The sequence below is a fragment of the Rhizobium sp. P38BS-XIX genome (assembly GCF_012641435.1).
In the GTDB taxonomy this organism is placed as follows: Bacteria; Pseudomonadota; Alphaproteobacteria; order Rhizobiales; family Rhizobiaceae; genus Rhizobium.
Genome location: NZ_JABAIJ010000007.1, coordinates 308,894 through 334,132 on the forward strand (window position 1 = coordinate 308,894; position 25,239 = coordinate 334,132).

Genomic DNA, 25,239 nt, shown 5'->3' on the forward strand with positions numbered 1-25,239 from the left:
ACTGTCCTCGTTTCGGCATGAGCTTGCTTGTGGCGTTGGGGATCGCGTTTGCAGGCTCGGTGTCTGCAGCGCAGTCCACCAACGTTGCGGCCGGTACGCATGCGCTTGATCAAGCCACTGCCGCAGCTATTCGCAACAAGGTCACCGAAAACTGGAATGTCGCGCCCGGACTACCCGGCTTAAAGGACGTTCACGTTCAGATCCGCTTGAAGCTCGATCGCAGTGGTCAGATTATGGGCGAGCCGCAGACCACCACGCATGGCGGTCCGAAATCGACCCAATCAGCCATCGCGGCAAGCGCTTTGCGTGCCGTACTCAGGGCGGCACCCTTCGGGAATCTGCCGCAAGCTCAATTCGACAATGAAACTAGTTCGGTCGAGGTCATTTTAAACTTCGAACCCGGCGACATGGCGCTTTAATGCTGAAAGGCTTGGCACATATGATCAGAAAATCCTTCGTCCGTCTCCTGCTGGTGCTGGCAGGTTTGATGGCAGCGTTCGCTACCCCGGCCTATGCCGTGGTCGAGCTCAACATCAACAAGGGCAATGTCCAGCCCATGCCGATCGCGATCACCGATCTTCTGTCGAACGACAGCCTCGGTCCGCAGATCTCGGGCGTGATTGCCGCCGATCTGCAGCGTTCGGGCCTTTTCGCGCCGATCAACAAGCAGGCCTTCATCGAGAAGATCACCAATCCCGATTCCACTCCGCGCTTTCCGGACTGGACCTCGATCAACGCGCAGGCGCTGGTAACGGGCCGCGTGACGCAGGAAGGCGGCCGTCTTCGCGCCGAATTCCGCCTTTGGGACACATTCGGCAACAGCCAGATGATCGGCCAGCAGTTCTATGCGCAGCCGGACAATTGGCGCCGTGTCGCCCACATCATTGCCGACGCGATCTATCAGAAGATCACCGGTGAAAAGGGCTATTTCGATACCCGCGTCGTCTTCGTCGCCGAAAGCGGCCCGAAGACTGCCCGCAAGACGCAACTCGGCATCATGGATCAGGACGGCGCCAATGTGCGCATGCTGACCGACGGCAGCGACCTTGTGCTGACGCCGCGCTTCTCGCCCAGCCGGCAGGAAGTGACCTACATGTCGTTTGCCAACCAGCAGCCGCGCGTCTATTTGCTGCAGCTGCAGACCGGTCAACGTGAGCTGGTCGGCAATTTCCCCGGCATGACTTTCTCTCCGCGCTTCTCGCCGGACGGCCAGCGTGTGATCATGAGCTTGCAGCAAGAAGGCAACGCCAACATCTACACGATGGATCTGCGCTCGCGCACGACGACTCGTCTGACGTCGACGGCTGCCATCGACACGTCGCCGTCCTATTCCCCCGACGGCACGCAGATCGCCTTCGAAAGTGACCGCGGCGGAAGGCCGCAGATCTACGTGATGAATGCCGACGGTTCCAACCAGCGCCGCATTTCCTTCGGTGACGGCTCCTATTCCACGCCGGTCTGGTCGCCGCGCGGCGATCTCATCGCCTTCACCAAGCAGGCGGGCGGCAGCTTCTCCATCGGCGTCATGAAGACGGACGGTTCGGGCGAGCGCCTGTTGACCACAGGCTTCCACAACGAAGGTCCGACCTGGGCCCCGAACGGCCGTGTCATCATGTTCTTCCGCCAGCCGGCCGGCTCCGGTGGACCGCAGCTCTACTCGATCGATCTGACCGGTTATAACGAGCAGAAGATCCCGACTCCGGGCTTCGCTTCCGACCCGGCCTGGTCGCCGCTTCTCGAGTAGTGCGGGGCTTGCCACTTTATCGCCGCAAAGTCCTGTGACTGGACCATTTTAGGACATCATTAACCATATTCGTTGGAATCGGATTAACCGAACGCGGTTACATTCTGGCAACCCTGTTAGAGACTAAGGAGAGACCGGCCATGAGCCGCATCGCAAATCCGGCCGTTGGCCACATGCAGAAACTCGCTCGCAACCCGATCATGATCGCGCTTTTCGTTGGCCTTTCGCTGGCCGGCTGCGCTTCGAAGAAGGGTCTGCCCAACGACGCCAACGGTCTTGGCCTGAACGGTGCTGGCAATGCGACCCCGGGTTCGCCGCAGGACTTCACGGTCAATGTCGGCGACCGCATCTTCTTTGACACCGACAGCACCTCGATCCGTGCCGATGCTGCCCAGACGCTCGATCGTCAGGCTCAGTGGCTTGCCCGTTATCCGAACTACGCCATCACGGTTGAAGGCCACGCCGACGAACGCGGCACGCGCGAATATAACCTCGCTCTCGGCGCTCGTCGTGCCGCTGCTGCCAAGGACTACCTCGCTTCCCGCGGTGTGCCTGCAAAGCGCATGAAGACGATCTCCTACGGCAAGGAACGCCCGGTCGCGACCTGCGACGATATCTCCTGCTGGTCGCAGAACCGTCGTGCCGTCACTGTCCTGAACGGCGCCGGTTCCTGATAGGCGAAAGCCGGTCCGAATATAGAAAGGCGGCCCCCGTGGCCGCCTTTACTTTTTTGACCACACTTTGGCCGAACTCCGTTGCTTTTTGAGAGCAATTGTAAAAATCTCCTGTTCGAGCCCCGTGGCCCGAAGAATCAATGAGACAGGACGATCCATATGAGAAAACTTGTCGTGGCGAGCATGCTTTGTCTCGCTGCCTTTGCAGGTAGTGAGCGCGATGCTTCTGCCTTGTCGCTGTTTGGAATCCACCTTGGCGGGCGTGATGCCGCCTCGCAGTCGGCTCCCAACAACGCAAATCAGAGACAAGCGCAATACGGCCGGGCGCCGATCGTCAACGTCCAGAGCAGCGATGCCGAAGTTCGAGTCCAGCAGCTCGAGGACCAGATGCGCCAGTTGAACGGCCGCGTCGAGGAAATGAGCTATCAGCTGCTGCAGATGCAGGAGACGATCCGCAAGGCGCAGGAAGACAACGAGTTCCGTTTCCAGCAGCTTGAGAAGCGCGGCGGCAGTGCGCCGGCATCGAACGGCGGCACGATGAAGAAGAGCGAGGCCGATGTTCCGGCCCAGGGCAATGGCGGTCAGCAAGACGACGTTGCCGGCGTCATCAGCGATTCTCAGAACAATCAGGCAGCCGCGCAGCCGAATAACAGCAGCAACGGCAAGCCTCCGTCGCAACTCGGCTCGATCCAGTTCGATCAGAGCGGCCGACAGGTCGGAAGCTCGGCAAGCGGCGCCAATAACGGCTCCGGCGCGCCGCCGAGCGCCAGCTCGGGAACCCAGACCGCTTCGCTGGGTAATGAGAACGATCAGTACAAGGCCGCCTACGGCCACGTCCTGTCCGGCGACTATAGCGTCGCCGAACAGGAGTTCCGTCAGTATATCGACAGCTACCCGAGCAGCTCGCGGTCTGCCGATGCGAATTTCTGGCTCGGCGAAGCGCTTTATTCGCAGGGCAAGTACAACGATGCCGCCAAGACCTTCTTGAACGCGCATCAGAAGTACAGCACATCCGAAAAGGCGCCGGAAATGCTTCTGAAGCTCGGCATGTCCCTGGCTGCGCTCGACAACAAGGACACGGCTTGTGCGACGCTTCGTGAAGTCACCAAGCGCTATCCGAAGGCATCGAAGGCTGTGACCAGCAAGGTCGCCAGCGAACAGAAGCGGCTTGCCTGCTGATTGCGATGGTTCATGATGCTGTGACCGGTGCTGCCACAGCCCTGATGCCGGAAGTCGCTGCAGCCGATTTTCTGAATTCTCTCGTGAAGCCTGCTCATATTCTGGTCGCCATTTCAGGCGGCAGTGATTCTACCGGGCTTTTGATCGCCCTTGCCAAGCAGCTGAAATCACTTTCTCTTTCTGACGTTACTCTTTCCGCCGCAACTATCGATCACGGGTTGCGCGCTGCCTCTGCCGATGAAGCGCGAGATGTTGCCGCGCTCTGCTCTCGGCATGGTATCGGTCATTTTGTGCGCCGCTGGGACGGCGAGAAGCCTGAGACAGGCATCATGGCTGCTGCCCGCGAGGCGCGCTACGAGTTGCTTGCGGATATCGCCCGAGAAATCGCCGCGACCGTGATCGTCACGGGCCACACCGCCGACGACCAGCACGAAACCATTGTCATGCGCGCCGCGCGGAATGTTGATCGAAACGGCCTTATCAACACCGGCATTGCAGATGCGCTGCTTTTCGATCGCCGCATCTGGGTTCTAAGGCCTTTTCTGGCGTGCCGGCGCATCGATATTCGAGGCTATCTCGAGCGGCAGGGTGTGTCCTGGCTGGATGATCCGAGCAACGAGGATACCCGCTATGAACGCGTGCGCACGCGTCAGGCGCTTGCGCAGGACAATTTGCCGCGTCCTCTCGCTGACGGAGGCGCGGATCGCGCGGCCTTGTCGGCCAGGGCTGCGCTCTGGTTCGACAAGCATGTAACGATCCATTCCGGCGCGCTGTGTGCGATCGAGCGGGCAGGGCTCTGTGAAGACGCGGCTGTCGTTAGCTATGCCTTGTCCTATCTCGCCGCCGTCTTTGGCGGCGACGCCTATGGGCTCGCTCGCCCACAAGTGACGCGCATTCTCGATTTTGTGAACGAAGGAAAGCCGGGACGACGGACTGCCGGCGGCGTGGTGTTCGATCTGCGCCGTCAGGCGCTATACCTCATGCGCGAAAGCCGCAATCTGGTGCCCTTGTCCCTGCCGCCAGGTGGAAAAGGCTTATGGGACGACCGTTTCGAAGTGGCTAATCAAGGGGAGGGCGTTGTCAGCGTCAGCGCCAGTGGAGGTGAGGATGAGACGGCTTTGCCGGCAGATTTGCCAAAGGGAGCTGTTCGGCGCGCGAGAGCCGCCATGCCCCGGATTACTGTGGACGGAGAGGGGCTTCCAGCGATGGTCACCATTGCGCCGTACCTTGCGCCCTTCGACCGCTTTCTGACACGATTTGACCTCGAATTCGCGGGGCGGCTTTCGGTCGCTTTTCGCGGTGAGGACTATATGCGGCCGCCGCTTTCAGTCATATAGACGGAAAAAACATGCACCGACGCGGTTTGCCTTGGCAACGGCTTGGCGCAACCCTATGTTAGGGATCAAGTAATGCCGTCGCTCAAGCGGCGGAAGTTTCAGTGCTGGGGAGTTCGATGAACCCTAATTTTCGTAATTTCGCTCTGTGGGCAATCATAGCCTTGCTATTGATCGCTCTGTTCAGCATGTTCCAGAACGCGCCGGCACAGACAGGCTCCAGAGAAATACCGTATTCGCAGTTCCTCCGGGAAGTTGATTCCGGCCGAGTTCGTGACGTTACCGTTACGGGCAATCGCGTCGTGGGTAGCTATGTCGAGAACGGCTCGCCGTTCCAGACCTATGCTCCGGTCATCGATGACAGCCTGCTTGAACGCCTGCAGACAAAGAACGTCAACATTATCGCCCGTCCTGAATCGGATGGCTCGTCGAGTTTCCTGAGTTATCTCGGAACGCTGTTGCCGATGCTGCTGATCCTCGGCGTCTGGCTGTTTTTCATGCGCCAGATGCAGGGTGGCTCACGCGGCGCGATGGGCTTCGGCAAGTCGAAGGCCAAGCTTCTGACGGAGGCTCATGGCCGCGTCACCTTCGAGGACGTCGCCGGTGTCGACGAAGCCAAGCAGGACCTGGAAGAGATCGTCGAATTCCTGCGCGATCCGCAGAAGTTCCAGCGTCTCGGTGGCCGTATCCCGCGCGGCGTTCTGCTCGTCGGCCCTCCCGGTACGGGTAAGACGCTTCTGGCCCGCGCCATCGCCGGCGAAGCCAATGTGCCGTTCTTCACGATTTCAGGTTCCGACTTCGTTGAAATGTTCGTCGGCGTCGGTGCAAGCCGCGTCCGCGACATGTTCGAACAGGCCAAGAAGAATGCGCCCTGCATCATCTTCATCGACGAAATCGACGCCGTCGGCCGCCATCGTGGCGCCGGTCTCGGCGGCGGTAACGACGAGCGCGAGCAGACCCTCAACCAGTTGCTGGTCGAGATGGACGGCTTCGAAGCGAATGAAGGCATCATCCTGATCGCTGCGACCAACCGTCCCGACGTTCTCGACCCCGCGCTGCTGCGTCCGGGCCGCTTCGACCGTCAGGTCGTCGTTCCAAACCCGGATATCGTCGGCCGCGAACGTATCCTCAAGGTTCATGCCCGCAACGTGCCGCTCGCTCCGAACGTCGATCTCAAGACGCTCGCCCGCGGTACGCCCGGCTTCTCCGGTGCCGACCTGATGAACCTTGTCAACGAAGCTGCCCTCATGGCCGCCCGCCGCAACAAGCGCCTGGTGACGATGCAAGAATTCGAAGACGCCAAGGACAAGATCATGATGGGCGCCGAGCGCCGCTCTTCGGCGATGACCGAAGCGGAAAAGAAGCTCACCGCCTATCACGAAGCCGGCCATGCGATCACGGCGCTCAAGGTTGCGGTTGCCGATCCGTTGCACAAGGCGACGATCATTCCGCGTGGCCGCGCGCTCGGCATGGTCATGCAGTTGCCGGAAGGCGACCGTTACTCCATGAGCTATAGGTGGATGGTGTCGCGCCTTTGCATCATGATGGGTGGACGCGTTGCTGAAGAACTGACGTTCGGCAAGGAAAACATCACCTCCGGCGCATCGTCTGACATCGAGCAGGCCACCAAGCTTGCTCGCGCCATGGTCACGCAGTGGGGCTTCTCCGATCAGCTTGGTCAGGTTGCCTATGGCGAGAACCAGCAGGAAGTGTTCCTCGGCCACTCTGTTTCGCAGTCGAAGAACGTGTCCGAGGCGACCGCTCAGACGATCGATAACGAAGTGCGCCGCTTGATCGACCAGGCCTACAAGCAGGCCAAGGATATCCTGACGGAGCATCACGATGGCTTCGTGGCGATCGCCGAAGGACTGCTTGAATATGAGACGCTGACCGGCGACGAAATCAAGGCTTTGCTGCGTGGCGAGAAGCCGGCACGCGATCTCGGTGACGATACGCCACCGAGCCGTGGTTCAGCCGTGCCGAAGACCGGCACGAAGAAGGACGGTTCTCTCGGCACCAAGGAAGGCGATGAGCCTGAAGGTGGCTTCGAGCCGCAACCTCGCTGACATCAGGCGAACTGAAATAACAGACAAGAAGGCCAGCTTTCGTGATCGGAAGCTGGCCTTTTTGTGTGTGGAGAGATGTAGGAGCCTGTGTCGGTAAAATGGCGTCAAGTGCGGTTGAGAGAATGGGGCGATCGTTATGCGTGTGATCTGCGACAGTCATGGAGATCAGGGGATCGGCCTTGCCTGCATTCATGTGGCGGGTGCCATCGACGGAGAGGCGATCTCCGGTTGCTATTGTTCCAGCGCCACGGACATGGCACGGCCCGATGCCTGGTGTCAGGATTGCGAAGCGGCGCTGCTGGATCAAGGATGGAACGAAGACTGGTTCAAGGCCGCCGATTTCAAAATTCTGTGTGCTGCCTGCTGGGATTTGGCGTCGCAGCGATTTGGCATGGTAAAGAGCGCAAGCACCGAAGTTTAGAGGTAGCGTGCCACGTATTACGCCGATAGACGGAGACGCCGTGTTGCTTTCAGCAGGGGACTTGCATTTTTTAATGCTTATTAATGGTAACGCGGTGTAATAGGCGGTCTCGGTAATTTAAGTGCTGAGTTTTACAATCTGTGGCATGAGCCACACATGTCGATACTCGTGGTGTGTCCAGGTCTGGAACAACGGTTTCGATGCCGCTGCATGGTCCGCGAGGGTGCAGCAACGACAGGAGTGCATATGAAACGTCGCTATTTCGGGACTGACGGAATTCGCGGTCAATCCAACATCTTTCCGATGACGCCGGATCTTGCCATGCGCGTGGGTATCGCTGCAGGTACGATTTTTCAGCGTGGCAGTCATCGTCACCGGGTCGTCATCGGCAAAGACACGCGCCTTTCGGGCTATATGCTGGAAAATGCAATGGTGGCCGGCTTCACCGCAGCGGGTGTCGATGCCTTCGTTCTGGGTCCTATTCCGACGCCCGCCGTTGCCATGCTGACGCGTTCGCTGCGTGCCGATATCGGCGTGATGATATCCGCGTCGCACAATCCTTATGAAGACAACGGCATCAAGCTCTTCGGCCCGGATGGCTACAAGCTGTCCGACGAGATCGAGATGAGGATCGAAGATCTTCTCGACAAGGACATGGCTCCACACCTTGCCAAGGCGGAAGACATCGGCCGCGCCAAGCGCGTCGACGGCGTATATGACCGCTATATCGAGCATGCGAAGCGGACCCTTCCGCGCGACGTGACGCTGCAAGGCCTTCGCATCGCGATCGACTGCGCCAATGGCGCCGCCTACAAGGTTGCGCCCGCCGCGCTTTGGGAGCTGGGCGCCGACATCGTCACCATCGGCAACGAGCCGAACGGTACGAACATAAATCTGAATTGCGGCTCCACAAGCCCAATGGCCCTTCAGAAGAAGGTTCATGAAGTCCGCGCCGATATCGGCATCGCGCTGGATGGTGACGCGGATCGTGTCATCATCGTCGATGAAACCGGCACCATCATTGATGGTGACCAGCTGATGGCCGTCATTGCCGAAAGCTGGGCTGAAAACCAGCTGTTGCGCGGCAATGGCATCGTGGCGACCGTCATGTCCAATCTGGGGCTGGAGCGCTTCCTCGGCGATCGCGGCATGTCGCTGGTGCGCACGGCGGTCGGCGACCGTCACGTCGTCGAGCATATGCGCCAGAACAATTACAATGTCGGTGGCGAGCAATCGGGCCATATCGTGCTTTCCGACTATGGCACGACGGGTGACGGCCTTGTCGCCGCTCTGCAGATCCTTGCTGCCGTCAAGCGTACGGGCAAGCCGGTTAGCGAAGTATGTCGGCGTTTCGAGCCGGTGCCGCAGTTGCTGCGCAATGTCCGTATTGTCGGCGGCAATCCGCTGGAAGACACGCACGTCATGAAGGCGATTGCCGATGCCGAAAGCGAACTTGCTCGCAAAGGCCGTCTGCTGATCCGTCCGTCGGGCACGGAGCCTCTGATCCGCGTCATGGCGGAAGGCGACGATCGCGGCCAGATCGAACGTATCGTCGGCGAGCTGATCGATGTGATCTCGAGTGCTCGTACAGCCGCCTGAGCGGCGCTTCTATAAGTCTTATCGATGGCCGCCTCTGTCGAGAGCGGCCATTTTCTTTGGCGCGGTAGCGCACCTTGGCACTTACTGGAACATTTCGCCGGGATACGCGCCCCAGAGCCTGTCCTGCCTGACATAGCCCTTTGCCGAATGCTCCCTGACAGCGACCTTGCACCAGCTCCCGGTGCATGACAGCAACGAAACCATGACACGCGGCTGTAGCTCGGCGATCAATGTGCCCGACGACATCGGATCGGCTCGCAGCATCGCATTCTTTGTCAGCCAGGGAGCAACGACGGCCGTGCGGGTTCCGGAGAGCAGGGCGGTATGCATCCATCCCGTCACGCCGGTATCGTCGCGGACCTGCCGCCAATGGCCGTATTCGTCGATGATTTCCATCGGCAGGCCCGGTTTCATGTAGATCCACTTGGTCGCATAGATTGTGGATGGGCCGACCCGCATGCGGGCCTTATGCGCCTTGATCGAAACGAAGCGAGGGATCGGCAAGCCTGTTTCGCGTCCCTTGTTCCATGCGGTGGCTGCGACAGGCTTTACGGGCATGGTGCCGGCCAGAGCGGCAGAGCTCAGGAAGACAAAGAGGAGGCACAGGCCGGCGCATATTCTTCGATGGTAAGTCAACGACTTCCTCCTGATCTAACTCCCGGCGGCCGTACTGTAATGGTCCGATTCTTGCCAATTGGTTTAGAAATTTACGTCAGCCCGCCTGTCCTGATTTGCGCGCCTCTTCACTTGCGGCAAAAGAGGCCAATTGCCGTATGTCATTCTCGTTATTGTGAAATTGAGAATCTCTAATGTGGAGGCGGGAGTATAATTCGTGAATAAACAGGGTAAACATTCGTAGTTAATCAGGTTTTAACTCCTTTTCATCATTATCCCCATCATGTCTTTTCGATTGGCAAGCATCTGCTCGGCCAATGGCAAGAAATTTGGAGCCAAAGCCATGATGAAAACCGTGATCGGCGCACTTGCCACTTTGCTGGTCGGCACGTCAGCCTTTTCCGCTGATCTTTATACACCAGAGCCTCAACAGCCGGCGCCGGAAGTCGCGGTCGCACAATCCAGCGGCTGGTACCTGCGCGGCGACGTAGGCTATGCCTTCACGAACCTGCGCGGCGCAAACTACTTCCAGGGCTCCAATTCCAGCCTGGTCGATTTCGATCGCGCCAAGCTCGACGGCAACGTTACGCTCGGCGGCGGTGTCGGTTATCAGATCAACAATTACCTGCGTACGGACGTGACGCTGGACTATCTCTTCAAGTCCGACTTCAAGGGTTCGACGAAGGGTGATTGCGGTGCGTGCGGCCCGGGCTTCACCCCGACTGCGGCGACCTCTCGCGACCTGGCGTCTCTCACGGCCTACAGCCTGCTCGCCAACGCCTATGTCGATCTCGGCACCTATGGCGTCTTCACGCCTTACGTCGGTGGCGGTCTCGGCGGCACCTACGTCAAGTGGGACAAGCTGAAGAACACCTCGTGCTCCGATGACAATCCGAGCTCCTGCGACGGCACCGTCTCGCACAATGGCCGCGGCAGCTGGCGTTTCACCTACGCTCTCATGGCCGGTACCTCGATCGACCTGACCTGCAATCTCAAGGCCGACGTCGGTTATCGCTATCGTCACGTCGCCGGTGGTGACATGTTCGGTTATGCCGAAAACGGCGGCCCGGGCTACGACAAGGGCATCAACCTGCACGAAGCGCGCATCGGTGCACGCTACACCTTCGGCGGTTGCCAGACGGCAAGCTACATGCCGCCGGCAGACATCCCGCTGCAGCAGCCGGTCTACAAGTAATATAATTTCGCATAAGCCATTGAAAAGCCGTCCGGTTTCGACCGGGCGGCTTTTGGCTTTCTGACGTCCTCATTAAGTAATTTTGGCCAGCCTTAAAGCTTCATTAACCATAAATTCCCTATGGTTAATGAAATGAGAATGGTGGCTTGCCGGTCATGGGCTCTCCTTTCGGGTCCTGCAAAGGTCAAAGAAGGGCCGCCGGTTCGATATGCGGGCATCCGCGTGAGGATGAAAGGCGAGGGGTAATGATCCGTTTCGACGCTTTGGCGCTGGCCGTTCTGATGGCAAGCGCATCGACGGGTGTTGTCCTCGCCGGTGACACCCCGCCCGAAATCAAGATGCCGGAAGTCAGCGTCGAGGCTGCCAAGGGCTGGTATGTTCGCGGCGATATGGGTTACGCCGTCAATGCCAGCCGCAGCGACACCAAATTCCACGCCTACGATCCGGCCAGCGGCGACTATACGCCCGGCCGCTTCGATTCGAACCGCTTCGGCGGCGATTTTTCCGGCGGCCTTGGTGTCGGCTACCAGTTCAACGATTTGTTCCGTGCCGACGTGACGGGTGATTTCTTCGCGGGCGACTATAGCGGCCGTCTGTCGACCGATTTCCCTTGTGCTGGCGGTGCCAGTGGCACCGGATGCTCCGCCAAGGCGCGTTCCTCGTTCCGAGCCGGCAGTCTGATGGTCAATGGTTATGTCGACTTGGGAACGCTGGCCGGCTTCACACCGTATGTTGGCGCGGGACTGGGCGCAACGCGCGTATCCTGGAGTAATGTCAATGCGATCGGCTCGTGCGTCGATGGTATGTCAGGTTGCGGTGGCGCGGCTGCCGTCAGCGCCCGCTACCCCGGGGACAGCGACTGGCGTATGACCTATGCACTGATGGCCGGCGTTGCCTATGAGGTTGCGCCGAACATCAAGGTCGATCTCGGCTATCGCTTCTCGCACGTCGCCGGTGGCGACATGTTCGGCTACTCCGCCGCCGATTCGGCTGCTGGGGCCGGCGGCACGATGGGGCGGGATGGGGCGCTGTCGCGGCATGAAATTCGTGTCGGCCTGCGAATCACCACCTGGTAAAAGGTGTCTATCGCGCGGTCAGCACGTAGGCGATTCGGCGGAAGAAATCCAAGGTTCGGAACAAATGCGCCGGTACACGCCTCCACGGCGCCGACTTGGCGGCGCGGTAATCACGGCGCCAGCCGATCATCGTGCTTCGCTGCAGACGGCTGAATCCGACGATGTTGCTGCGGGTCGTGAAGATCGACGTCTGCATATCCCAGCCGCGTTCGACCGCGACATCCCAGGGCAGGGACATGACGGCGAGCGATTTTACGATTTTTTCCGCGCCGCGGCGCGTTACGAGATAGCACGCCGTCGAACCTTGCGGTCCGAACAGGCAGCGGCCCACCACATCGCCTTCTTCGCTCGTAGCGCTGGCGCGGAACCCACCCCAGCGATGGTTCACCAGCTTGATGAGATCGGCCGTCGGGGCCGCATCTTTCGCGGCCATGGCACGGACAAGAAAATTTCCGTCCAGCGCGACGTCGTCTTCGATGATAACGGCCATCTCGTCATCACTGGATAGAAATTGGCGCAGTGCCATCAGGTGACTTCGATAGCAGCCATATTCGCCGGGCAGGATCGTCCTTCCGTGCCGGCGCTGAAAGCGCGCATGATCGACATCGGTCCACTCGTCACGCGATATGAGCGCGCCGTCGACGCCATCGACGCGTTCGAAACGAAGGCCGAACTCATTGCCCTGTCGCTGGATTTCCACCAATCGATCGGACGCTCGCTCGATATTGATCAGGTAGATCGGGAGTGGTTGCGCAAGCGGAAACGAAATTTCGTCGAGTGCAGAAAGGGACATCGAGCACACTTATTATTTTTTCCATCGGCGCAAATCGGTCGGCGCCAAACCTTATGTGATTTCGTGTTATCGCAGAAACCAGCTTTTGTGCGGCTAAATTTAGCGTGACTTCATTGCGCGTGGGTTGCCCCCATGAAATCTCTCGCACGAATTCGTGATGATGTGTGGGCGACACATTTTCCTGTTGCGCTTGGGCACGGCTTCCAATATATCCAGCGGCGGGACACCCTTCCCCAACGAAGGGCTTTCTATCTGAGAGGATAGCGTTATGACTAAGCTCGCCAAGCCGGACATCCGTCCGAATAATACCCATTTCTCTTCTGGCCCCTGCTCGAAGCGCCCCGGTTGGTCGCTCGACGCTCTTTCCGACGCGGCTCTTGGCCGTTCGCACCGTGCGAAAGTCGGAAAGGCAAAGCTGAAGCAGGCCATTGATCTTACCCGCGAAATTCTTGAAGTGCCGGCGGACTACCGCATTGGCATCGTTCCGGCTTCCGACACCGGCGCTGTCGAAATGGCCCTGTGGTCGCTGCTCGGCGAACGCGGCGTCGACATGGTCGCCTGGGAAAGCTTCGGCGCAGGTTGGGTGACCGACGTCGTCAAGCAGCTTAAGCTCAAGGACGTCCGCAAGCTTGAAGCCGGCTACGGCGAGCTGCCCGATCTTTCCGCTATCGATTTCGACCGCGACGTGGTCTTCACCTGGAACGGCACCACCTCGGGCGTCCGCGTTCCGAATGGCGATTTCATCCCCGCCGACCGCAAGGGCCTGACGATCTGCGACGCCACCTCGGCTGCGTTTGCTCAGAACCTCGATTTTGCCAAGCTCGACGTCGTTACCTTCTCCTGGCAGAAGGTTCTGGGCGGCGAGGGTGCGCATGGCGTCATCATCCTGTCGCCGCGCGCCGTCGAGCGTCTGACGACCTATCAGCCGGCCTGGCCGCTGCCGAAGATCTTCCGCATGACCAGCGGCGGCAAGCTGATCGAAGGCATCTTCACCGGTGAGACGATCAACACACCTTCGATGCTGTGCGTCGAAGACTATATCGACGCTCTGCTGTGGGCGAAGGATCTCGGTGGCCTGAAGGCGCTGATCGGCCGCGCCGATGCCAACGCCAAGGTCATCCACGACTTCGTGGCCGCCAACGACTGGATTGCCAATCTCGCTGTCAAGGCCGAGACCGAATCCAACACTTCCGTCTGCCTGAGGATCGTCGACAAGGATGTCGTCGCCCTCGACGCCGATGGTCAGGCGAATTTCGCCAAGGGCCTTGTTGCTCTCCTTGAAAAGGAAGCGGTTGCCTTCGACGTCGGTCATTATCGCGATGCACCGTCGGGCCTGCGCATCTGGGCAGGCGCCACGATCGAAGCTTCCGACATGCAGAAGCTGATGCCCTGGCTCGCCTGGGCTTTCGAAACGCAGAAGGCGACGCTCTCCCAGGCTGCTGCCTGAGTTTGAAGCGTTTACGGCTCCGCCGAGGCAGGCGGAGCCCAGCATCCCGAAATTCTCGTTGTTTTCATGCAATTCCATACGGAAAACCGCTTCGCACGTTTCCCGGAATTGCTCGTCTCAGTTGACCTTTTTCAGGAGGCCTCCATGGCACCTCGCGTTCTCGTATCTGACGAACTGTCGGAAACCGCCGTCCAGATCTTCCGCGATCGCGGCGTCGAAGTCGATTTCCAGCCGCAGCTTGGCAAGGATAAGGACAAGCTGTTCGAAGTGATCGGCAAGTATGACGGTCTTGCCATCCGTTCCGCCACCAAGGTGACGGAGAAGATCATCGAAGCGGCAAAGAACCTCAAGGTCGTCGGCCGCGCCGGCATCGGTGTCGACAATGTCGACATTCCGGCAGCCTCGCGCCGCGGTATCATCGTCATGAACACGCCCTTCGGCAACTCGATCACGACGGCTGAACACGCCATCGCGCTGATGTTTGCCGTTGCCCGCCAGCTTCCGGCTGCCGACGCCTCGACGCAGGCCGGAAAGTGGGAAAAGTCGAAGTTCATGGGTGTCGAAATCACCGGCAAGACGCTCGGCATCATCGGCGCCGGCAACATCGGCTCCATCGTGATCACCCGCGCCCTCGGCCTCAAGATGCACGTCCTCGCCTACGACCCCTTCCTGTCGAAGGAGCGCGCCGAGGAAATGGGCGTCACCAAGGTGGAGCTCGACGAGCTGTTTGCCCGCGCGGACTTCATCACGCTGCACGTGCCGCTGACGGACAAGACCCGGAACATCATCGACGCAACCGCGCTTGCCAAGATGAAGGAAGGCGTTCGCATCATCAACTGCGCCCGCGGCGGACTCGTCGATGAGGCAGCGCTTGCCGCTGCCATCAAGTCCGGCCATGTCGCCGGTGCCGCTTTCGACGTCTTCGAAGTCGAGCCGGCCAAGGAAAGCCCGCTGTTCGGCCTGCCGAACGTCGTCTGCACGCCGCATCTCGGCGCGTCCACGACGGAAGCCCAGGAGAATGTCGCTCTTCAGGTCGCCGAGCAGATGGCCGACTACCTCGTCAAGGGTGCCGTCTCGAACGCTATCAACATGCCCTCGATCACCGCTGAAGAAGCGCCGATCCTGAAGCCGTTCATCAAGCTCGCTGATGTTCTCGGCGCCTTTGTCGGCCAGGTCACGGAAGAGCCGATCAAGGAAATCGAAATCCTTTATGATGGCGTCACCGCCAACATGAACACCAAGGCCCTGACGAGTGCGTTGCTCGCCGGCCTGATCCGCAATCAGGTTGCCGACGTCAACATGGTTTCGGCGCCGATCATGATCAAGGAAAAGGGCATCGTCCTTGCCGAAGTCAAGCGCGACAAGACGGGCGTTTATGACGGCTACATCAAGCTGACCGTCACCACCGACAGCATGACCCGCTCCGTTGCCGGCACCGTCTTCTCGGATGGCAAGCCGCGCTTCATCCAGATCAAGGGCATCAATCTCGACGCCGACGTGGGCAACCACATGGTCTATATCGCCAACACCGACGTTCCCGGCATGATCGGCTTCATCGGCACGGCGCTCGGCTCTGCCGGCGTCAACATCGCCAACTTCCAGCTCGGCCGCGACAAGCAGGGTGGCGATGCCATCGCGCTTCTCTACGTCGACGGCCCGATCAGCGACGACGTGCTTGCCAAGCTCACGGCGCATCAGGCGATCCGCCAGGCAAAGCCGCTGGTGTTCAACATCGACTGAGCCTGTCCGCCCCGATGAAGGGCGGTTAGCCATAGAGTTCGCTCCTCCCAAGAGCCAATCCGAAAGCCCGGCGCGACGCAAGTTGCGCCGGGCTTTCCGTAACATTGCCTGGGTTGTGGATAAGGTTACCCGGTGGGCTATCGAGGCCGGCAAAACCCGCCTATCTCTTGGGCGATGGAGGCACTGCGCAAAAACATACTTGGGCAAGGAATGGGCACGCCAATCGAATGGCTGGCCAAACCGGTGTCCGTGGCGATCGTGCTCTTTGCGCGGGCCATCACCGCCGTGCGGGCGATCTGGCCCGAGAGCGGCATGCGCACGCGCCGCTGCGTCTATTTCGCCAACCATTCAAGTCATGGCGATTTCATCCTGATCTGGACTGTCCTGCCGCCTCGATTGCGCCGTCGCGTGCGTCCGGTGGCCGGCGCCGACTACTGGCTGAAGTCGCCGCTGAACAGTTTCATCGGGCGGGATGTCTTTAACGCCGTTCTGATCGAGCGGGATCGAGACGCACGCAAGGAAGATCCGGTCACGCAGATGACGCAAGCGCTCGATGCCGGCTCTTCTCTCATCCTGTTTCCGGAAGGCACTCGCAATCTCACCGAACAGCCGTTGCAGCCGTTCAAGAGCGGGCTCTTTCATCTTGCCAAGGCACGCCCCGATATCGATCTCGTTCCCGTCTGGATCGACAATCTGAACCGCGTCATGCCAAAGGGCGAGTTCGTGCCCATTCCGCTGATCTGCACCGTCACCTTCGGCGAGGCGCTGCATATCGGCGAGACCGAGGAAAAGACGGAATTCCTGGCCAGGGCCGAAGCGGCACTCTTGGCGCTGGCGCCCAAGCGGGCGGGAGACTGAGCATGAGTGCGGCAAGCGCCGATCTGATTCATCTTGTCCTTGGCATTTTCGGGGTCCTGATCGTCGCCTCGATCGTCGGCTATGTGCTGCAGCAGCGCCTGTCGCCCGATGGATCGAATGCCGCGATCGAAAACCTGAACGCGCGCATCAAGGCTTGGTGGGTGATGGTGGTGCTGATCGGCATTGCCTTCATTGCCGGGCGTGCCGGCGTCATTCTGCTTTTCGCCTTCTGCTCCTTTGCGGCGCTGCGTGAGTTCGTGACGCTGATCAACACGAAGCGAGCCGATCACTGGGCGGTCGCTGCGGCCTTCTTCGTGGCGCTGCCCGTACAATATTACCTGCTGTGGGCAGAGGAATACGGCATCTATTCGATCTTCATTCCCGTCTACGCATTTCTGTTCATGCCGATCATTGCCGTGCTGCGCGGCGATACCGAGCGCTTTCTGGTGCGCATTGCCGAGGTGCAATGGGCGCTTATGATCTGCGTCTTCTGTGCGTCGCATGTGCCGGCGCTGCTGACGCTGCATATTCCCGGCTATGAAGGCCGCAACGTGCTGCTGATCGCCTTCCTAGTGATCGTCGTGCAGCTCAGCGACGTCCTGCAATATGTCTGGGGCAAGCTGTTCGGGAAAACGAAGATCGCACCACGTCTATCGCCATCGAAGACGGTCGAGGGTTTTGTCGGCGGCGTGATCAGCGCATCCCTGATCGGAGCAACGCTGTGGTGGGTGACACCGTTCACGCCACTGCAGGCGGGGCTTCTTGCCTTCGTCATCACCATCATGGGCTTCTTTGGCGGGCTTGTCATGTCGGCGATCAAGCGGGACCGTGGCGTCAAGGATTGGGGCCATCTCATCGAGGGGCATGGCGGGCTGATCGATCGGCTGGACTCTGTCGTTTTCTCCGCGCCGATCTTCTTCCATCTCGTGCGCTTCTGGTGGTCCGTCTCATGAGCGGAAAGCTGAAAGCGCTTGCCGGCAGCAGCATCGTGCATGTGCTTTTTGCGTTCCTCGCCATGGGCGGCTGGGCGGTCTTTGCCAACCGCATGCACCCGATGCCGCGTCCTTTGATCGCCGGTGTCGTGCAGGGTTTGCTTTCGGCTTGCCTGACGTTGTTTCTGAAGTCGGTGGTCGAGGCATTGTCCACGCGGTTCCGCGGCATCATACGCCTTTGGGCGCCTCCACTGATCGCCTGCCTGGGCTCTGCGACCATCCTGGTCGCCATCCACGCATTGAGCGGCACGCCGGAGATCCTGAAGACCATCGCCGTGCCTTTGCTGGTCTCCTCCAGCTATGCGGCGATCTACAATTACTCGATATCGGGCGGAAGGCTGCGAAGCCATGAGAGGTGAGGGAGCATGACCGGCGAGGGAACAGGCGACAGGCGGCCGCTGGCGAGCCGCAACACTCAGTGGGCTCAGATGCTGGCATGCCGCATGACCGCGCTTTCGGTGACGCCGAACCAGATCTCGCAGGCGAGCATGCTCATGGCGCTGTTGGCCGGGGCTTCATTCTGGCTTTCCGGCACCGCTGGGAGCGTCGGCATGCGGGTGGTCCTGCTAATCCTCGCCGCCTTGTTCTGCCAGCTGCGTCTTCTCTGCAACCTGCTTGATGGCATGGTGGCGGTGGAAGGCGGGAAGGGCGAGGCCGACGGGCCATTCTGGAACGAGTTTCCCGACCGCGTCGCCGATCTCCTCATCTTTGCCGGTATCGGCTACGGCATCGCAATGCCGGGGCTCGGCTGGGCGGCCGGCGCCTTTGCCGTGCTGACGGCCTATGTCCGCGAGCTTGGACGCGCCACCGGCAATCCCAGCGATTTCGGCGGCCCGATGGCAAAGCAGCATCGAATGGCGGTGACAACCGCTGCAGCTTTGCTCTCGATCGTCGAGGCGCTGTGGAGCGGCGGCATCTGGGTTTTGACGATCGCGCTCTGGATCATCGCCATCGGGTCCGCAGCGACCGTTTTGCGGCGAAGCGGCAATCTCATTCGCCATTTGAAGGCAAAGGGATGATTCGCGATTTCGCTCACCCCTTGCATGGGTTGGCAATCCTTTCTATATCCGTCCACAATTGAGGCTGGCTGCGGAAAGCGGCTAATGGCCCCTCGTGATGAAAAACCGCCGCTTTTGCATGGCATTGGGCGGTGAGCAGCATGATACCAAAAAGTGTGTAGCGGTTTTTGGATCAGATCATGCGAAATCAAATCGTGAGAGCGTGACGGCGTTTCGAAAAAAGGCCATCCCGTTCGATAGCATCGAAGATCGTTCAAGACTGGCGGCAACGACCGTGAATACACTGGATTTTGACAAGAGGCCGGAAGATACCCGCGTCGTCGTCGCCATGTCGGGCGGTGTCGACAGCTCCGTTGTCGCCGGCATTCTGAAGCGACAGGGTTATGATGTGCTCGGCATCACGCTGCAGCTCTACGACCATGGCGCGGCCGTTCATCGCGCCGGCTCCTGTTGCGCCGGCCAGGATATCGACGATGCGCGCCGCGTCTGCGAGACGCTCGGCATCCCGCATTATGTGCTCGATTACGAAAAGCGCTTCCGCGAAACGGTGATCAATCCCTTCGCCGAGAGCTATGTCGCCGGCGAAACGCCGATCCCGTGCGTTGCCTGCAACCAGACCGTCAAGTTCGCCGACCTGCTGGCGACCGCGAAGGAGCTCGGCGCCGATGCGCTGGCAACCGGACATTATATCCGCTCGCGCCCGAACCCGACCGCCGATAATCCCGGCCGCCGCGCGCTCTATCGCCCGGCCGATGCCGATCGCGACCAGAGCTATTTCCTCTTTGCGACCACGCAGGAGCAGATCGACTATCTGCGCTTTCCGCTGGGTGGCATGCCGAAGGCCGAGACGCGTGCGCTCGCCGAGGAAATGGGCCTCGTCGTCGCCAAGAAGGCCGACAGCCAGGACATCTGTTTCGTGCCGCAGGGCAAATATTCCGACGTGATCGCCAAGCTGAAGCCGAATGCGGCGCTTGCCGGCGAGATCGTCCATCTCGACGGCCGCGTGCTCGGCCAGCATGAAGGCATTCTGCATTACACGATCGGCCAGCGCCGCGGCATCGGTGTTGCCACAGGCGAGCCGCTCTACGTGGTCTATCTCGATGCCCGCTCGCGCCGCGTGATCGTCGGCCCGAAGGAGGCGCTGGAAACGCACCGCGTCTATCTGCGTGATGTCAATTGGCTTGGCGACGAACCGTTGCTGCAGGCGGCTTCCGGCGGCGGGTTTGCCTGTTTCGCCAAGGTGCGCTCCACCCGCGCGCCGTCTCCCGCCGTGCTGCATGCCGATGCCAGCGGCATCTATGTCGATCTCACGGTGGGCGAGGCGGGTGTTGCTCCCGGCCAGGCCTGCGCGCTCTACTCCGCCCCCGGCGATGATGCCCGCGTCTATGGCGGCGGCTTCATCGAGCGCTCCGAACGCGAACCCATGGCAGAGGCTTCGCTCAAGGCGCTGCTGGCAAGCCCGGTGGCCGCCTGAGGGCAGACGACAAGGCTTTGGAGAAACCTCCGATTTTTCCAAATCATCCGCTTGACACCAAGCCGAACCGCACCTTATAAGCCGCTCACCGACGAGCTAACGCTTTCGAGCGCCGGTTCGTTTGACCTTTGTATTTGATGTCAATCATCAAATGCCGCGTGGCGGAGTAGCTCAGTAGGTCAGAGCAGAGGAATCATAATCCTTGTGTCGGGGGTTCAAATCCCTCCTCCGCTACCATCGCAATAACAGCTGGTTTCGCCCCAACGGGATAAATGCTGATTGTCCGACGGTTTTCCTTTGCCTTAGCACTTTTGTGCAGCGTGTCGGCTAGGCCGGTACGCTACGAAGAATAGCCAAGCCTCCAAATATCGTAGCGTCTCCACTGAGAGAGTATTTCGTCCCGGGGGGGACACTTGAACGGGCAATGCTGAAATTGTCGTTCAAGTAGGTGGTTTCGCTATCGTGTTTCTACTTTATGGGAATATGCGGAGCTCGTTGAGGACCGTTTAAATTTGCCGGTCAATCCATTCAATATCAAAGGGATGGCTAACGAAAATCCAACTCCAAAAATGATGTAGATCGAATAGGTGTCGTACTCACGGAACCGATAGTAGGGACTTGTAATGTCCACCAAGTTTACCACGCCGGCGAATACGAGTAGCAGATTGAATAAAAAGAACCCGAAGATGTGGTTTAGGAAGATCGCATTGGAGTGGCGGCCTATTGATGAAAGGATCTTACCAGCAATCCCACCTGCCAATGCCGTTGAAATTGCGTAAAAGATTATGATCCCTATGAGGCTTGTTGCGATGGGCGTGTACACATTTGGGAATGACATGATTTGCATTGAGAAAAATACACTGAAATTATTGAAAATAAATGCCTCAACCACGAACGCGACTCCAGCGATAAATATCGGAATGAGTGCTTTTCTTGGTATATCGTCTTTGTATCGAGCAAAGAGCGATCCGAGGTAGTAAAAGCCGGCACCAAATACAAAACGCAATGCTGCTATGTAGTGCCAGTTTTGGGCAACGACAAAATGTCGATTTTCCTCTTGTACGTCACCGTAGAGCCGTACAGAAAGATAAACGCTTATCGCCGCCGCGGTGAGATAAAGCGCTCCCCAAAACAATCGAGTTGTGGTTGCTCCTGAGATCAGGCCGATCATACAGTGGTGTAGGCGCACATGGATAATGTGAAAATACAAATAGATGAAGAGATAGGTACCGACAAACCAATAGGCCGCGCTAAATTCACCACCGAAGAGGAACGTGCCTTCCAGAAATTTTGGTGTAATCGAAGCACCTCCAAAAGGAAGTCCGAAGCGATGTAGGACGCGTAGAATGACAAAGTCATAAGCTACGAGAGCAAACAAAGCCGGCAAGAGTAAGCGCGACGCCAATCTCGAAAATGTTGGCAGAATCGGAAATATTCGATCGTCACGATAAAACAGCCCGGATACGAAGAAAAACAAAGGCATGTGATACGAATAGACAGGCAGTACCTTAATGCCGATATCAGTACCAGCGTGGCCGGCGACAACCGCGATAATGCCTAGGCCTCTTAAAATATCAGCTACTTCGTCACGCTGCACTACCAACCCCTAATGCTGCTAGAAAAGATCTCGCTCGATCTTGAGTGATGTCGTCTTGTCGGCAAAAAAAACAAGTAGACCCAAGTCTGGCTAATAGCGAGATTTAATGAAGGTTGTCGGCATCTCCTTCACTTCTAGCAATATTGTATGGGCGCGAAATTGGCTCGCGAGCGTGGTCAATATTGACTGAATCACGCGACCGATAACGGTGGGGTGTTCCAAACGCCTAACTGTCGGGCGACAATTAGGCGACCTGATGCTCCGGACGCGGAAGCAGATCGTTGCCGAAACCAAGGCGGGTTGTGAAGGCGTGGAGTTCGGGAAGGTCGCAATGGCGCAGGAAGAAGTGGTCGGCGGAGACGTCGATGGGGCGGCGGCGGCCGTAGGGTAGGGCTGAGAAGGCGATCTTCATGTCGTTGCCGGCAAGCGCCACCTTCTTTTCGGGGCTCAGCGCGTCGTCCGCGCCCGCGATCCGCACGTAGTTTTCAACGAATTTCGGGATAATGGCGCTGCGGAAGATGAGGATACCCGTCTGCAGAGGCTGCGGGGTGCCGAAACCGCTCGGGGCTATGATGTCGGCGTCGGGATGAACTGCGATCTGGCGCTCGATAATGTCCTTGCCGTAGAAAAGCGTGCCCTGTTCGACCAGCACGGTATAGAGATCGCCGTTGTTGAAACCATAGCTCAGGCCGAGCAGCAGCGCCCGTGACCAGCCGCAGAGCGTGCTTTTGCCCTCAACCGCATGCCCGTAGTTCTGCTTCAGCTTGACCCAGCTGATGCGAGGATCGTCCGGCGCGCTCGGCCGCAAAGGCGAGGCGGAATCGATGATCAGGATGTTGCTTGGCGAGGTGAAGGAGCGAACACAGTGATACCAGATATCGAAGCACTCGACCGAGCGGACGAAATCACTGCCGTGCACGCGGTAGCCGCGGGCTTGATGGTCCGCGTACCAGCCGGTTACGATGCTGTAGGACATGTGTTCGCCTTTCGCTCAAAGCCGCTTCTGCAGGGCGACCATTTTGAATTGCCAATTGTTGATACCGCCACGATTGTTGCGGTGGACGTAGACCTGCTGGATCTGCGAGGCGATCATGCTCAGATAATCCGGATGGGCGAAGGGAATATCGAGCTTGCCGGTTTTCAGGAAGATCTCGAAAACCTCCGCGCTTTTCCTGCAGGGCGGCAGCGAACTCTCGAAGGGCGGCTGCCAATGAAAATCCTCGATAACGTAGAAGCCGCCTGGCTCGACCTTGTCGAACAGCTTCAGAAACGCGAGCTGCTGGTGAAACGAGGCGTGTGAGCCATCATCAATGAGCAGCTTAACGGGCGGCAGGGCGGCGCTCAGGCGATCCAGGTCGGGAATGCTGCCGAGATCGCCACGGTGAAATTCGAAGCGGTCCAACCGGATGTGGGAGAAGTCGGACAGGTCGAAGCCATAGAGCTTCGCGTGAGGGAAATAGTCGAGCCACATGCGGATGGATGGCACGTCGGCGCCAACGCGGTCGACGGAGGCGCCGGCTTCCACACCACCTCGTTCCAGGCCGATTTCAAGCATGGAAAAAGCCTGGTCGCGGAACTGCTCGAAGAGAAACGAGTAGAGAGCGGCATAGTTGTGGGCGTGGCCGATCTGCGTGCCCTTGTCGGTCTTGTAGTGGTCGGCAAGCTCTACGAGTTCAGGCATCGAATTCTTTCCCAAATGAGGCGATCAGGCGCAGCCGAGCGAGCGGCGGACGCTGGTTTCTTCCGCGGTATGGCTGCTGCCGTAGATCGAGCGCAGTTCCATCTGCTGCGACAACATCACGTAAAGCGCTGACGTCACCGCCGCGAGCGAGGCATTGTCCAATCCGAAAACCTCGTGGAGATCGTATTTGTCCATCAGGCTGACGGCCGTTGCAAAGCAATCCTGTTGCGCCTGGACGATCGCCAATGTTTCCGGCGAGCGGTTGTCCTGCGCAAAGACAGGGATGGCGAAGTCCTGAAGCATCCGCACATCCTCGACCATGCCGTGCGTCGCATAATTGCTCATTTCGAGCACCGTATTCTCGACACCTGCTTCCGATGGCGAGACCAGCGTATGGAACTGGCAGGTTTGCGGCGTTGCGGCCATGGCTTCATAGGCGGCCGCTGCCGGCAGCTTATGAAGGAAGAACACCTGCAGATTGCTGAGCCCCAGGGTCGCTGCGAAATTGGCCAGAGACCAGCCGGTGCCGCAGAGATCGACGACGAGGGCATCCGCGGTCAGCAGACGCTTCACATAGGCCTTGTAGCTGGACGATGGCTGCATCTTGGCAAGGCGGCTCGTATAGAAATACGTGGCCTTGCATGTAAAGCCGATCCGCTGCGACACTTTCTCAAACAGCGGCAGCCAGGAATCGCAGTCGCGGCTGGAAAACAGGATGGATTGCTTGTTGAGATGTGCGGCGAACCTCGCCAGCGCAACGCTTCCCAGCAGCATGATCGGGAAATTGAGGCTTGCCTGGACGAGCTGGACCGATCGGGTCTGTGCATTGGCCGACCATGTAGACAGGCGGGTCTCGCGGCAAAGCTCCGCGAGCTGCCGCAGGCCGATCTGCATGAGCACACCCTCGACCTGGGTCGGGCTGAAGGTGTTGGTGTGGCGATTGGGAATATTGAAGCGGCGTGGCATGTCCACGTCGGAGTGGGCGTTGTCGCCAAGATGTTCCTCGACCGCAAGGTTTGCCTGTACCTGGGGCCAAATGGTGCCCGAACGCTTGCCATCGGAGCTGACGATCAGGCTCACCTTTTTGTTAAGGCCCGCCTTGTCGAGCAGCCGGCGGATGATATCGGCGCCGAGATACATGTCTGAGATCAACACGTCGCCGTGGCGCACGCGCGCCATGTTTTCGGCGATGGGGATCACCTGTTCCAGCTCGACATCGATTTCCATCGCTTTCAGACCTGCGACCTGAAGCGGGTCGAGCTGCAAGGCGATCTTCAGCTCGTCGTAGATCATGTCGAGATTATAGGGGTACTGGGCGATCTTCGCCTCGGCGGCTTTGCGTGCTGCGGCAAAGGCGGGCAGGTTGGCGCGTTTTGCGACGATCTCGAACACCCTGGAAGGCTCGACGCACCGGCGTGCGATGAGCGTGTCAAATACGTCGAACGTCCTGACGGAGGGGAGCGGGCGCGCCGGTTCGGCCGGCGGCGGAGCGGGAGTGAAGGCCGCCGTGCTGGTCTGTCCATTGGGCGCGCCGATAAGATACTGAGTGAATTGATTGGAGTTCGGAGCTGTATTCACGTCGTGTTCCCCAGCGCTGCCGCGCTTGCGCCTAGATCCCGGGACTGCATTTCGATGCAATCCTGCAAATGGATGCTGGCTGTGGAGCGCATTTCCGTCTGGCTGAACACTTGCCTCGCCCGAACGCATTTCCGACCCCTAGCCCTCAGGCCGGAAG

Annotated in this window: 23 protein-coding genes and 1 tRNA gene; 18 read left to right on the forward strand and 6 right to left on the reverse strand. The window is 59.3% G+C overall.

Translation table 11 applies throughout. The annotated features are described in order from the left end of the window. The first annotated feature begins 17 nt into the window (after positions 1-17). The 8 genes from HGP17_RS23110 to glmM all read left to right on the forward strand — a co-directional run bounded on the left by HGP17_RS23110 (position 18) and on the right by glmM (position 9,017). Positions 18-419, forward strand: a complete 402-nt coding sequence (locus HGP17_RS23110) for a TonB C-terminal domain-containing protein (protein WP_168812792.1) — start codon at positions 18-20, stop codon at positions 417-419. Between the two features lie 20 nt (positions 420-439). Beyond that, positions 440-1,744 (forward strand): Tol-Pal system beta propeller repeat protein TolB, encoded by a 1,305-nt coding sequence (gene tolB / locus HGP17_RS23115; RefSeq protein ID WP_205926088.1) that lies wholly within the window; start codon positions 440-442, stop codon positions 1,742-1,744. Between the two features lie 140 nt (positions 1,745-1,884). After that, entirely contained in the window at positions 1,885-2,418 is a 534-nt protein-coding gene (gene pal, locus HGP17_RS23120) for a peptidoglycan-associated lipoprotein Pal (RefSeq protein ID WP_168812794.1), read from the forward strand. A gap of 159 nt (positions 2,419-2,577) precedes the next feature. Continuing rightward, on the forward strand, positions 2,578-3,597 hold the full coding sequence (gene ybgF, locus HGP17_RS23125; protein ID WP_168812795.1) for a tol-pal system protein YbgF: 1,020 nt from the start codon (positions 2,578-2,580) through the stop codon (positions 3,595-3,597). A gap of 5 nt (positions 3,598-3,602) precedes the next feature. Further along, on the forward strand, positions 3,603-4,934 hold the full coding sequence (tilS, locus tag HGP17_RS23130; protein ID WP_168812796.1) for a tRNA lysidine(34) synthetase TilS: 1,332 nt from the start codon (positions 3,603-3,605) through the stop codon (positions 4,932-4,934). Positions 4,935-5,050: 116 nt separating this feature from the next. Further along, positions 5,051-6,997: an ATP-dependent zinc metalloprotease FtsH gene (gene ftsH, locus HGP17_RS23135; protein WP_168812797.1), complete on the forward strand. Its 1,947-nt coding sequence runs from the start codon at positions 5,051-5,053 to the stop codon at positions 6,995-6,997. Between the two features lie 136 nt (positions 6,998-7,133). Continuing rightward, a complete protein-coding gene (locus HGP17_RS23140) occupies positions 7,134-7,418 on the forward strand; it encodes a hypothetical protein (protein ID WP_168812798.1) in 285 nt (94 codons plus the stop codon). A gap of 246 nt (positions 7,419-7,664) precedes the next feature. Then, a complete protein-coding gene (glmM, locus tag HGP17_RS23145; protein ID WP_168812799.1) occupies positions 7,665-9,017 on the forward strand; it encodes a phosphoglucosamine mutase in 1,353 nt (450 codons plus the stop codon). 81 nt (positions 9,018-9,098) lie between these two features. On the opposite strand, the gene HGP17_RS23150 is transcribed toward glmM, so the two are convergent. Beyond that, entirely contained in the window at positions 9,099-9,653 is a 555-nt protein-coding gene (locus HGP17_RS23150; RefSeq protein ID WP_168812800.1) for an SH3 domain-containing protein, read from the reverse strand. 322 nt (positions 9,654-9,975) lie between these two features. Between HGP17_RS23150 and HGP17_RS23155 the strand changes: the two genes are divergently transcribed. Further along, the gene (locus tag HGP17_RS23155; protein WP_168812801.1) at positions 9,976-10,827 is read left to right on the forward strand and encodes an outer membrane protein; all 852 of its coding nucleotides are present in this window, start codon (positions 9,976-9,978) and stop codon (positions 10,825-10,827) included. 245 nt (positions 10,828-11,072) lie between these two features. Further along, positions 11,073-11,903: an outer membrane protein gene (locus tag HGP17_RS23160; protein WP_168812802.1), complete on the forward strand. Its 831-nt coding sequence runs from the start codon at positions 11,073-11,075 to the stop codon at positions 11,901-11,903. A gap of 7 nt (positions 11,904-11,910) precedes the next feature. Here HGP17_RS23160 and HGP17_RS23165 read toward each other — a convergent pair whose 3' ends face one another. After that, the gene (locus HGP17_RS23165) at positions 11,911-12,696 is read right to left on the reverse strand and encodes a glycosyltransferase family 25 protein (protein WP_168812803.1); all 786 of its coding nucleotides are present in this window, start codon (positions 12,694-12,696) and stop codon (positions 11,911-11,913) included. 268 nt (positions 12,697-12,964) lie between these two features. Between HGP17_RS23165 and HGP17_RS23170 the strand changes: the two genes are divergently transcribed. The 8 genes from HGP17_RS23170 (at position 12,965) to HGP17_RS23205 (ending at position 20,463) form a co-directional block, all read left to right on the forward strand. Then, positions 12,965-14,143: a phosphoserine transaminase gene (locus HGP17_RS23170; RefSeq protein ID WP_168812804.1), complete on the forward strand. Its 1,179-nt coding sequence runs from the start codon at positions 12,965-12,967 to the stop codon at positions 14,141-14,143. Positions 14,144-14,287: 144 nt separating this feature from the next. Beyond that, on the forward strand, positions 14,288-15,883 hold the full coding sequence (gene serA, locus HGP17_RS23175) for a phosphoglycerate dehydrogenase (RefSeq protein ID WP_168812805.1): 1,596 nt from the start codon (positions 14,288-14,290) through the stop codon (positions 15,881-15,883). 210 nt (positions 15,884-16,093) lie between these two features. Then, positions 16,094-16,741: a lysophospholipid acyltransferase family protein gene (locus HGP17_RS23180; RefSeq protein WP_168812806.1), complete on the forward strand. Its 648-nt coding sequence runs from the start codon at positions 16,094-16,096 to the stop codon at positions 16,739-16,741. Between the two features lie 2 nt (positions 16,742-16,743). Next, positions 16,744-17,694: a phosphatidate cytidylyltransferase gene (locus HGP17_RS23185; protein WP_168812807.1), complete on the forward strand. Its 951-nt coding sequence runs from the start codon at positions 16,744-16,746 to the stop codon at positions 17,692-17,694. Then, positions 17,691-18,092: a hypothetical protein gene (locus tag HGP17_RS23190; protein WP_168812808.1), complete on the forward strand. Its 402-nt coding sequence runs from the start codon at positions 17,691-17,693 to the stop codon at positions 18,090-18,092. The genes HGP17_RS23185 and HGP17_RS23190 overlap by 4 nt, the downstream gene beginning before the upstream one ends. Positions 18,093-18,098: 6 nt before the next feature. Continuing rightward, complete coding sequence (locus tag HGP17_RS23195; RefSeq protein WP_168812809.1) at positions 18,099-18,752, forward strand: CDP-alcohol phosphatidyltransferase family protein; 654 nt, start codon at positions 18,099-18,101, stop codon at positions 18,750-18,752. 274 nt (positions 18,753-19,026) lie between these two features. Continuing rightward, positions 19,027-20,226, forward strand: a complete 1,200-nt coding sequence (mnmA, locus tag HGP17_RS23200) for a tRNA 2-thiouridine(34) synthase MnmA (RefSeq protein WP_168812810.1) — start codon at positions 19,027-19,029, stop codon at positions 20,224-20,226. Positions 20,227-20,386: 160 nt separating this feature from the next. After that, positions 20,387-20,463, forward strand: a tRNA-Met gene (locus HGP17_RS23205). Positions 20,464-20,683: 220 nt separating this feature from the next. Here the strand turns inward: HGP17_RS23205 and HGP17_RS23210 are convergent. The 4 genes from HGP17_RS23210 to HGP17_RS23225 form a co-directional block, all read right to left on the reverse strand. Further along, the gene (locus HGP17_RS23210) at positions 20,684-21,823 is read right to left on the reverse strand and encodes an acyltransferase family protein (protein ID WP_168812811.1); all 1,140 of its coding nucleotides are present in this window, start codon (positions 21,821-21,823) and stop codon (positions 20,684-20,686) included. Positions 21,824-22,067: 244 nt separating this feature from the next. Continuing rightward, positions 22,068-22,799 carry a hypothetical protein gene (locus tag HGP17_RS23215; protein ID WP_168812812.1) on the reverse strand — a complete coding sequence of 244 codons (732 nt, stop codon included), beginning with the start codon at positions 22,797-22,799 and terminating at the stop codon, positions 22,068-22,070. Positions 22,800-22,814: 15 nt separating this feature from the next. Beyond that, positions 22,815-23,504 carry a hypothetical protein gene (locus HGP17_RS23220; RefSeq protein WP_168812813.1) on the reverse strand — a complete coding sequence of 230 codons (690 nt, stop codon included), beginning with the start codon at positions 23,502-23,504 and terminating at the stop codon, positions 22,815-22,817. Between the two features lie 24 nt (positions 23,505-23,528). After that, on the reverse strand, positions 23,529-25,082 hold the full coding sequence (locus HGP17_RS23225) for a hypothetical protein (RefSeq protein WP_168812814.1): 1,554 nt from the start codon (positions 25,080-25,082) through the stop codon (positions 23,529-23,531). Positions 25,083-25,239: the final 157 nt, after the last annotated feature.